At 45.6% G+C, this 10,550-nt stretch carries 8 protein-coding genes and 1 rRNA gene; 3 read left to right on the top strand and 6 right to left on the bottom strand.

Annotated features, from left to right (window positions below; all coding sequences use genetic code 11):
- Window positions 1-377: ribosomal RNA gene (locus NC238_04995) — 16S ribosomal RNA — on the bottom strand; the annotation flags it as partial.
- A 279-nt stretch (window positions 378-656) separates the two neighbouring features.
- Entirely contained in the window at window positions 657-1,322 is a 666-nt protein-coding gene (locus NC238_04990; GenBank protein MCM1565297.1) for an A24 family peptidase, read from the bottom strand.
- Window positions 1,323-1,469: 147 nt separating this feature from the next.
- Here NC238_04990 and tadA point away from each other — a divergent pair, with 147 nt between their 5' ends.
- Both tadA and NC238_04980 read left to right on the top strand, forming a co-directional pair.
- Window positions 1,470-3,149, top strand: a complete 1,680-nt coding sequence (gene tadA, locus NC238_04985) for a Flp pilus assembly complex ATPase component TadA (protein MCM1565296.1) — start codon at window positions 1,470-1,472, stop codon at window positions 3,147-3,149.
- Window positions 3,150-3,184: 35 nt separating this feature from the next.
- Window positions 3,185-4,261 (top strand): type IV pilus twitching motility protein PilT, encoded by a 1,077-nt coding sequence (locus NC238_04980; GenBank protein MCM1565295.1) that lies wholly within the window; start codon window positions 3,185-3,187, stop codon window positions 4,259-4,261.
- A gap of 231 nt (window positions 4,262-4,492) precedes the next feature.
- Here NC238_04980 and NC238_04975 read toward each other — a convergent pair whose 3' ends face one another.
- Both NC238_04975 and NC238_04970 read right to left on the bottom strand, forming a co-directional pair.
- Window positions 4,493-5,704: a hypothetical protein gene (locus NC238_04975; protein ID MCM1565294.1), complete on the bottom strand. Its 1,212-nt coding sequence runs from the start codon at window positions 5,702-5,704 to the stop codon at window positions 4,493-4,495.
- A 13-nt stretch (window positions 5,705-5,717) separates the two neighbouring features.
- On the bottom strand, window positions 5,718-8,471 hold the full coding sequence (locus tag NC238_04970) for a methyl-accepting chemotaxis protein (protein MCM1565293.1): 2,754 nt from the start codon (window positions 8,469-8,471) through the stop codon (window positions 5,718-5,720).
- 227 nt (window positions 8,472-8,698) lie between these two features.
- Here NC238_04970 and NC238_04965 point away from each other — a divergent pair, with 227 nt between their 5' ends.
- On the top strand, window positions 8,699-9,079 hold the full coding sequence (locus NC238_04965) for a prepilin-type N-terminal cleavage/methylation domain-containing protein (protein MCM1565292.1): 381 nt from the start codon (window positions 8,699-8,701) through the stop codon (window positions 9,077-9,079).
- A gap of 145 nt (window positions 9,080-9,224) precedes the next feature.
- Here the strand turns inward: NC238_04965 and NC238_04960 are convergent, their stop codons facing one another.
- Both NC238_04960 and NC238_04955 read right to left on the bottom strand, forming a co-directional pair.
- Entirely contained in the window at window positions 9,225-9,935 is a 711-nt protein-coding gene (locus NC238_04960) for a sigma-70 family RNA polymerase sigma factor (protein ID MCM1565291.1), read from the bottom strand.
- 68 nt (window positions 9,936-10,003) lie between these two features.
- Window positions 10,004-10,537 (bottom strand): type II secretion system GspH family protein, encoded by a 534-nt coding sequence (locus NC238_04955; protein MCM1565290.1) that lies wholly within the window; start codon window positions 10,535-10,537, stop codon window positions 10,004-10,006.
- Window positions 10,538-10,550: the final 13 nt, after the last annotated feature.

Raw genomic sequence — 10,550 nt, 5'->3', positions numbered from 1 at the left:
GCCAGCTTTCTTCTCCAAGAGATGCCTCTCGGACAATACATCCGGTATTAGCAGCCGTTTCCAGCTGTTGTCCCGGTCTTAAGGGCAGGTTACCCACGCGTTACTCACCCGTTCGCCACTATCCTCCGCCTAACACCCAATGCTCTCTCATGTGTTGGCAAGCTTAAATAGCGTGGTGCGCTCTCTCAGGTTCACCCCACTATTTAACGTGTTATCCACTTTTAAATAGCGTGGTGCGCTCTCTTCGCTCGCGCACTCGCTTCTGTTGCTTGCTTCCTGCATGTAAGCATTCGGTGTTAGGCGTCGGACCGTTCGACTTGCATGTGTTAGGCACGCCGCCAGCGTTCGTCCTGAGCCAGGATCAAACTCTCCATAAAAACTATTTACGGAGCTTGATTCAGCTCGTTTGTTTACCAAAATTTATTGACGAGTCTAGCTTTTTAATTCATTCTTGTTGTTCAGTTTTCAATGACCTTTGCGCTTCTTTCAGGCGTTCCCGCCCCGAGACGCTTTATTATAATAGCACGCTGTTTTGACACTGTCAACAGCAAATCACATGATTCTTTCAAAAGAATTTATTACCTGTTATTTTACGCATTTTCTTATTATTTGCGGCAAAAATACAATACATCTAATCTAAAAAATAATAAAACGATTTAGCGTATTAATAAACTCCAATACCACGAAATCATTTCATTGCCAAAAAGAATGCTTCCTATGATACCTATTACTAAAAACGGTCCATATGGAATCGCAGTCTTTAATTGTCCTTTGCCGCTGGCCAGGATAACCACCCCAAAGACTCCACCGATAATTGACCCGACAAGCATTGCCCAAAGCGTTAGCTTCCAGCCCAGGAAAAAACCCGATGCAGCCATCAGCTTGATATCTCCGCCGCCTATGCCGCCTCTGGAGAATATATAGATCAGCAGCAAACCCAATCCAGCTCCAAAGAAGCCAATCAGCCTCTGCAGCCAGGAAACATCCCGACTGAAGAAAGCAAATAAAATGCCAAGAACCAGAATCAAGAGGACAGTCCAGTTGGGGATCAACATAGTCTTAAAATCGATGAAAGCAATCAGCAAAAGGATAGAACCAAGAATTATAAAACCCAGTGTTTCCACAGAAAAACCATATTTCCAGAATACAGCGCAGTATAAGAACGCATTCAAGATTTCCATGACCGGTTTGGCTGGGAAATTTCTGTGTTCCTCATCCATGTTTCTTCTAATTAATATTTTCAAAAATCTCCCGGCAGCAATCCCGACGATAAATAAACCCAAATAGACCAGCCAAACATGTTCCATAAAAAACGTTTCCATCTCAAACACTCCTTTAATCTTTCTTCCCTTAGGGTATCTAAATTCGCAGGATTTGTAAATATTAGCAATTTTTCTTTATTTTTGATTTACACTATAATACAATAAATTAAAATAGACAAAACATAAACAATCAATTGGAGAAAAAATATGCCGGAAACGATGCGAAAACTGGGACAGCTTTTAGTTGAATCAGAGGTGATTACTACCAAGCAGCTCGAAGATGCTTTGGAAATGCAGTCCAAAACTTCTAAAAAACTGGGCGAGATCCTTATTGAAACGAAATCCATTACGGAAAAACAGCTACTCAAAGTGCTGGAATTTCAATATCACATTCCATACTTTGACCTTGGCGAAACTCCGATAGATCCTCTGGCGACCGGTCTGATTACGGAAGGAATGGTCAGAAAGCATTCCTTGATCCCGATCAGGAAGGAAAACAATGTGCTAATCGTTGCCATGGTCGATCCGTTGGACTTTTATGCGATCGATGATGTCAAACGGGCCACCCTCCTTGACATCAAGCCAGCCATGGCTACCGCGTCAGATATCATGAATGCGATCGAGCGCTATTATGGCAAGGAAAGCGCCGAAAAAGCGATTGAAGAACTGAAACAAACCTATGACCTTGTTGATTTTTCCGGAATTGACGACCAGTTCGGCGATGAGGTGACGAATGCACCGGTCGTAAGACTAGTCAATTCCGTGATCCAGCATGCCATCAAGACCAATGCGAGCGATATACATATTGAGCCTTCTGACGATGAAATGCGGATCCGCTACCGAATAGACGGAGAACTTCAGGAAGCCATGAAAACATCCAAAGCGGCCCACCAGGCCATTGTCACCAGAATCAAGATCATGGGACAAATGGATATTGCCGAGAAGCGTCTGCCCCAGGACGGCAGGATCGAAGTCAGCATTGACGGCAACAATGTTGACCTCAGACTATCCATTCTGCCTACCGTCCACGGAGAAAAGATTGTAATCCGTGTCCTTGGGATGAGAAATAGTACCTATACCAAATCCGAACTGGGCTTCACTACCGAAAATCTTGAGCTGTTTGACAGGATTATTAAAAGTCCGAATGGGATCATCCTTGTTTCGGGCCCCACCGGTTCCGGAAAAACCACGACACTTTATGCAGTCATGCGGGAGTTGAATAAACCCACTGTCAATATCATCACCGTAGAAGATCCTGTTGAATACCGGATGGATGGGATCAACCAGGTCCAGGTCAATACCAAAGCTGGCCTGACTTTTGCTTCGGGACTGCGGTCCATTTTGCGTCAGGACCCGGACATTATCATGATCGGAGAGATCCGGGACTCTGAAACAGCCCAGATTGCGATCCGTTCTGCCATCACCGGCCATCTGGTCTTAAGCACCATTCATACCAACGACGCAGCTTCCTCGATCCTCCGACTTGTCGATATGGGAATTGAATCCTATCTCGTCTCTTCCGCGGTTGTCGGCCTGATGGCACAGAGACTTGTCCGTAAAATATGCACGAAATGCAAAACTTCATACCGGCCGGAACATGCCGAAATGATGCTGCTGAAACTGCGAGAACCCCAGCCGCTATACAAAGGGACTGGATGTCCTGCCTGTAATTACACAGGCTATCACGGCAGAACTGCCATCCATGAAATCATTCCGATCAACAAGGATATCCGCGAGATGGTTAACCGGGGAGTAACTCCTGATCAAATAAGACATATTGCCGGCCGCTTTGGCTATATTTCTCTGCGTGATACCTGTACCCGTCTGGTTCTGGACGGAACCACCACCACGGAAGAATTATTAAAAGTAACCTATAGTATTGAATAGACCGATCAAATCTAATTATGTTGAGGAGTGTTTGTATGAATCTAAATATCAGGGACTTACTTTTAATGTCATTGGAACTGAAAGCTTCTGACCTCCACATCACAACCGGTCTCCCCCCAATGTTCAGAATCAATGGTATCTTGACTCCGATGGCAAACGCCAAGTATTTGTCTCCGTTGGACACTAAAGAGCTTGTCGACGAACTGATGGATGAACCCGTGAAAAACCGTTTGCAGCAAAAGGGAGAAGTTGACTTTTCCTATACGATCCCTGGTATCAGCCGTTTCAGGGTTAACGTCTACAGCCAACGGAAAAGCATGGCAGCCGCGATCAGGGTCATTGTTCCTGATATTCCAAGCATAAACGAACTGGGACTTCCCGATATCCTGAAAGACCTCTCGATGAAACCCAGAGGTCTGATCCTGGTCACAGGTCCGACCGGTTCCGGTAAATCCACTACCCTTGCTGCCATGGTGCGCCATATGAATACGCACCGCAACAGTCACGTCATTACCATCGAAGACCCGATCGAATATTTGCATGCCCATAATCAATGCATGATAAACCAGCGTGAGATTGGCGACGATACCCATACCTTTGCAGATGCTTTACGGTCTGCACTGCGTGAAGACCCCGATGTTATCCTGGTCGGTGAAATGCGCGACCTTGAGACGATCAACACAGCCCTGATGGCTTCAGAAACAGGCCACCTGGTCTTGTCCACGCTCCATACTTCATCCGCAGCGACTACTATTGACCGGATCATCGATGTCTTTCCGCCGAATCAGCTGCAGCAGATTAAAGTTCAGCTGGCATCTGTTCTTCAGGGCATTATCTGCCAGCAGCTGCTGCCTACTATTGATGGCACCGGACGTGTTGCAGCGATGGAAGCTCTCATCGTCAATGACGCTGTCCGGAATATGATCCGCGAAGGCAAGACCCACCAGATTGACACAGTTATTCAGACTGGCATCAAAGTCGGTATGGCCCCGATGGATTATTCCCTGGCGAATCTGGTCAAACGGAAGATGGTAACCCTAGAGGAAGCAAAATCGAGATGTGTGAATCCTGAATTGTTCTCGAAGTATCTTGATCAGCCGTTTATTTTCTAAGTTAAAATAGGGGCTTACGACATGGTGCTATCCGCGCTTCGACTGTTGCGCCATCCATGGCGCAAACAGTCGCGTTTCGCATCGTGCTTCACTTGGCCTCGAATAGCACCATACCTTTAGTATTTTGTTTATAAAGCAATAAAATAAAGCGCCCTGTTCGGAGTATAAGAAATATTCCGGGCAGGGCGTTTCTTTCACAATTAAGTATATCATCTATGGGTAGATCACCTATTAATAGATCTTTTCCCGAAAGCGGGATATCGCATGCTTGAACTTGACCGGCCAGATCTCTTCGCCCCTGCGGAGCAGTTCCCCCATTAGCTCCGCAACATATAGCTTACCTACTCCGGTAAGATTTAAAACCAGAATATCTGAGCTTTTTTCTTCAATGATAACATCTCTGGCCTCGATATCTGTCTTCCTGTGAATCAAGCGAAGTTCTTCCCCTTTCTGCAGGGTTTCCAGCTCCATTTCCAGTGTTGATTTTTCCATCAGCCAGGAATATTCGGCCATCTCTTTCAGATCTAAGATGCCGAATTGTCCAAAATCAAGGACCATGATCTGATCGTCATGGTAGAGCCCGATATGCTTCAACTCCTGGTAATACCTGCTGAAAATCAGATATTTTCGGTTATCCGGACCAAAAAAATCCTCCATCATGTCCAGGAAAACCCATTGGCGGTATTTCGCAATCAAATCAGCATCGGTGTTCTCCCAGATTATGGACTTCTCATCCTCAGGCAGGCCAAATCTTTGGAGCAGTTTCCGGTTGATAGACCTGGAAGGAGCCTGCGTCCAGGTCTGATCAAGATAATTAATGACCACAGGCACTAAATCCCGTTCAGAATCCGCATCAATCATTTCTAAAAAATAATCCTCATTTAAGAGGAAGCTTTCCTCATTTCCATCCTGAAAAAATCTGCGGATTACAGCTTTGCAAAAAGGGCTCCCTGTAATCAACCTGTATCTCGTGATCATCGGAGAAACCATTTCCTCATTTTGATGAATCAGATTGACCGCAGCTTCAATAATATCCTTTTCCTGATCAAACAACTCATGCAGGAGCTCGTCACTGCAATCCCTAGAATTTGCTGCAAGCCTTGAAGCCTTTCTCATTTCCGGAAGCTCATAAAAATACTGAGTGAGCGCCCGGATCAAGCTGATCAGCCTTGGACTCATCCGCAGTTTAAGAATCTGGAGGATCACGGACTTCATTTCCGGCCTATGATCCTGTATCAAAGCGACAAGGCAATCCTCAAGTTCCCTTTTGCCCAGGGAAAAAGCATAGCTCTCCAGAGAGCCCTGGAATCTGCTGAAATCGTCTTTAAATGTTCCAGGCTCTGGATTCCGGCTGACCCGCTCCGCAAACTCGTGAGGCAGTAAAACGGTCTCACGCAGAACATCCATTGTGCTGTTTAATCGCTCCGGGGTAAATCTCTGCATACTTTACTCCTGTTTACTGCTTCGTTCCTGTTTTTAAAGCGCTCTGCAGCGCTTCTGCAGAATCTCTGATACTTTCAAGGATGGTGGCCAGTCTCAGGGTTACTTCCCCGAGACCCTTGTCAAAATCTGCAAAGGTTCCATTGATCCCGTCCTGAATCCGCTCATTAAATTCCTGTACGGACAACCTGAGATTTGCAGACAGATCGGCCACGTCAATATTAATTTCTTTGGTGTAGAGACCGATACTGCGGGAATTCTCGTCCATATTTTCAACCAGTTCCTTAATCCCTTTATCAAAGAATTCCAGTGCTCCGGAAGAGTTGTTCGCAATTTTGCTGATGATCTCGGCCGTTTCTGACGAGAAGGATGCCATTGTCTTCTGTATGCTGAAATCGAGCTCGTCCAAGGTCTTTGAAGACTGCTCCGCGATCCGGGTGAAGTAGTCGTCATACAGATCTTTCATTTCTGCAGTCCTGACTGCCAGCTTCTCCACAATCTCTATGCTTTCACCCATGGCAGCCCGCATACTTACTGCCAGATTTTCGCCCATGGAATCAATGGACTTATCCATCCTGCTAAGCAAATCGCCATAAAGATCAGAAGCCTGACGGCCTACCTTTTCCAGCATATTTTTGCCTTCGAGCGATACCTCCGCGGCCATATCAGCTAGTTTTTCCGTTGTCTGCAGGTTGGAGGCCATGATTCTGTTACTGTAATCCGACAAACGTTCATCGGTTATCGCCATCAGCCGACTGAGCCTTTCATCCAGCTCATAACCATATTTTTCGCGGGACTCTTCCATTTTGGTGCTGACTTCTGTGTATCCTTCAACCGCCCTGACAAGATCTCCGGAGATTTGCAGATTGGAGCTTTCCAGCTTGGTTGCCACATCACTGAACAGCTGGGAAGCGCGTTCGTTGATCTGTTCCAATAAATTGCTGCTTGATAGCGAGAGACCCTCCGCGACTACCGTCAATTTTTGAGCTGTCAGCGTATGGGATCCCATGATATTCTCCGTATAGCCCGCCAACCTTTCATCGGTTGCCTCGATTAATTGACTAAGCCTGTTATCCAGTTCTTCACTGTATTTTTCACGGGACGCTTCCATTCTGTTGCTGACCTCCGCATATTCCGCAACAGCCCGAGCCAGGTATCCGGAGATCTGCATATTGGAATTATCCAGCTTGCCGGTAATCTCCGCATACATCTGGGAAGCCTTTTCATTGATTTGTTCCAGCAGCAGACTGCTGGACTCAGAGATCTCAGTTACCGAAGAGGTCAGCTTATCTGTCGCCAGCGCACTGGACTTCAAGATCCGGTCGCTGAAATCCGAAAGACGTAGATCTAGGCCCTCCACCATCTGCCCAATTCTTTGATCCGTCTGTTCCCCGTGCAGTTTTCTTGATGCCTCGATTCCTGCAAAAATTTCCGCGTATTTTTCGACTGCGCCGATCAGTGTTTCGGAAATCCTGGCGATGGATTGATCCATATGCCCCTGCAGTGTGCCCGCCAGCTCTGCAATCCCATTCTGGACCGATTTCACTTGCTCCACGTTCTCTTCGAGCAACTGCAGCGACTGCAGCGCCATGGCATCGGCTTTATCCATGCCTTGAACTGCATACGCTCTCATCTCTGCAGCAACTGCTTCTGCCGCCCTGACGCTGTCCAGAGAGGCCCGCAATGCCTCCGAGACCTGTGTCTGGACTTTACCGGCTTCATTCAGTGCATCAAGAGACTGTACACAAAGTTTTTCCTGGGATTTTGCGTTTTGTTCGGTCGCTTCCTGGATCCTGCTCATACCTGATACAACGGTTTCCAGAGCCCCGGCAATCACTGTGGTCTTTTCCGTAAACGTATTCAGCCTGTCGGCCGTAACCGCAGTGACTTTTTCGGTAAAGGTCTGAGCCAGTTCTTTCATCCCATTTTCCTGCCTGGTGATCAGCGCATCTGAAAGATCGGTCAGCACGCCTGAAGTCTGCTTTAATACCGGCGTAATATTCTGTTCGATGGCTTCCCTGAACTTATCTCCAAGCATCGGCGCCATCGTCTCTGTCTCAAAGGAATCCAATCTGTTTTCCAGCCGCTGCACCGCGTCCTGAAAAGCCAGGGTGTTCTGACGCTGGCTCTCGACTAAGAGACTGATCTCCGTGTGTTCGGAAATCGGATTCAGCCATCCGGAAAGCCTGTATTGATATTCCCATAGCCCTTTCCTGGTTCTCTCCAGTCTGGCCGTATCGGCCACTTTAAACAGAAAGACAATTACGGAGACCACTGCCAGCTCCAAAAGCAGGATACCAAGGTTCCTGATGATGCCTTCGGGTGTCACCGTCCCGTCAAAACCCAGAAAATACAAAGAGGGATATACCATCGACCCGGCAATACCCAGAATAAAAAGAGCCAAACTTGCGCGCTCCATCATCTGCCGCCCGCACGGGATATTGATCATATTGTTTTCATTAAAGTAATACGGAATGTCCGGACAGATCTCACCTTTGAGCCTATCTGCATATTCCCGGTGATACTCTTTCCAAAGCGTTTCTAAAACCGGGTTTCCAGTTTTAGAGGCCATATCCAGCAGCGTGTCCATTCTGCCCTTTTGATCAGACGGCAGCTTCTTATCCGCATTACTTATCTGTTTAAGGCCCTTCGCGAGTCCGCCCAGACGCACCATATCGTATTTTATGTAGAATATGAGTGCTATGAACAGCACCAGCAGCAATGTTCCGCTTAAGACCATTATATCTGTCTGCGTCATCAATGTAATCATCTTTCGTATCCCCCTGAGTTTCCATATCTATGGTTAATTATATTGCCCAAATCCTGCCAGGACAATAGATTTTTTGATTTGTAAAATAAATGTAAATTATTTGTATAAATTTTGTAAAATAACAAGAATCGTGTCTAAAAAATAATTTTGCAGGTATAATTCAAACGTCTAGACCATGAGGACAACCTCAAAAAGTTTATGATAATTAAAAAATGGAGGAAAAAGAAATGTTAAAGAAAATGTGTCTTCAAATGAAAAAGAAAAACAAAGGCTTTACACTGATTGAACTGATTGTGGTTATTGCGATCTTGGGTATTCTTGCGGCTGTGTTGATCCCTACTTTTACTGGGTTCCAGAACAAAGCTAAAGCAACTCAAGCATTAGTAGATGCAAAACAAATTGCTACAGCAATTGATGGTATAAAAGCTGAAAATGGTACCCCATCAGAAGCTGCTGGTGGAAATGTAAGGACCCTATCTGGCGTTACAGGTGGCACTCTAAGCGCAATTGATGCAAACGGATATTTCACATTTGATAAAGATGGTTTCCGTGCTGGAAGAAGTGCTGCTACGAGTGGTAAAGTTCAAGCGATGGGTGAAACTCCCTAATTAACTATACAATTATTTGCGTGATCAAAAAAGTGAAGTAAAAAAGAGTCAATCATAAAAAAGGGATGATCAGGTAATTTATCTGGTTCATCCTTTTTCTTATTCCATTTAATATATAATGCTTAATTATTACTCTTTAATTCCACTAGTTTTTAATATTTTTCCTTAACACCTCTATACTTCGTTCCTTCACCCTGCTAACCTGCCGTTGAGATATTCCAAGCTGCGAAGCGACCTGCTGTTGTGTCATGTCTTTTAAAAAAAGCATTTGAACCACTTTCTGCTGGATATCTGTGAGCTTTTTTAACGCATGGTAAAGCGTAAGCTTATCCTCAATTGGGAGTTGAAAGGTCTCGTAGGCTGTACTATGAATCCTTGAAGCGTCGATGTCATCAAAACTTACAAATCCCGCCCGCATAACTTCTATGACGCTCTCTTCCTTAATTTTCAGCTTTTTGGCGATGTATTCAGTACCAGGTACATCGCCGTTTTCTTTCATATATTTCATGACTTCCTGATCCACCTTGGACTGAAGCTCAACAATGCAACCCGGACGGTAGAAAGATGCTTCTTTGCGCGCTAGATGACAAACCTCCCCCATGATACAGTGAGAAGCAAAAGTCACAAAGCTAGTCTCCCTATCGGGGTCAAAATTCCGCAAAGCTTTTAGCAAACCCAGACTGCCAGCCTGAAAAAGATCGTCCTCGCAGCAGCCTCCGCCGTAGAGCCTTGCAAAATATTTGATCAATCCCTTGCCAGCTCCAAGTACCTTTTCTGCTGATTCTTTATCTTTATGCTGATAGTAGTACGCTGCTGCTTCATTGATAGGCTGATTCAATTGCCCGGTTTCTTCCATATTGCACTCTCCATAGGATATGATCATCCAGACTATTTACTTTACTAAAATCAACTGCGCAGGCTGCCCTACAAAGAAGACGGCAAGGTATACGAGAAACCGATACAGGAGCCTGAGGCGGTCGGAAACGTGCTTTTATGATAATTCAGCAGAATGACTTCGGTGGTGACATCATAATTGACATCATCTTTATCACCAATCGTAAAAATGATCGAATTTGATTTTCCGGTGTTGGTAAAAGAGATTTTAAATTTGGTGGTATTGTCAACTCCTGACACAGTGGCACTCGTTCCATTGTTATTGTAGTGGAAGAAACCTGAAGCATCCAGGTAAATATCGTTTCTGCCGGTGGCAGCGGTAGGCGTACTCGTCAGGAAGGTAAATGAATTGGCATAGCGCAGCTGCTTGCTGATAAAATCGGCAGCCATGCGCACTTGGTATTGCTTATCGGCATTTACTTGTCCCTTGTGAAGAGCGGTTGTTCCGAATGTGATCATCGGGTAAATGATTGCCACGACCAAAGCCATGATTGCAGTGACAGCCATCACTTCAAGCAAGGTAAAGCCCTTGCTCTTCCTTTGTGTTTTTATGCTGAATTTCATGGGCTCCCCTCCT

Origin of the sequence: Dehalobacter sp. (assembly GCA_023667845.1) — a bacterium.
Taxonomy (GTDB): domain Bacteria; phylum Bacillota; class Desulfitobacteriia; order Desulfitobacteriales; family Syntrophobotulaceae; genus Dehalobacter.
This window is presented reverse-complemented; position numbering and strand designations above follow the sequence as displayed.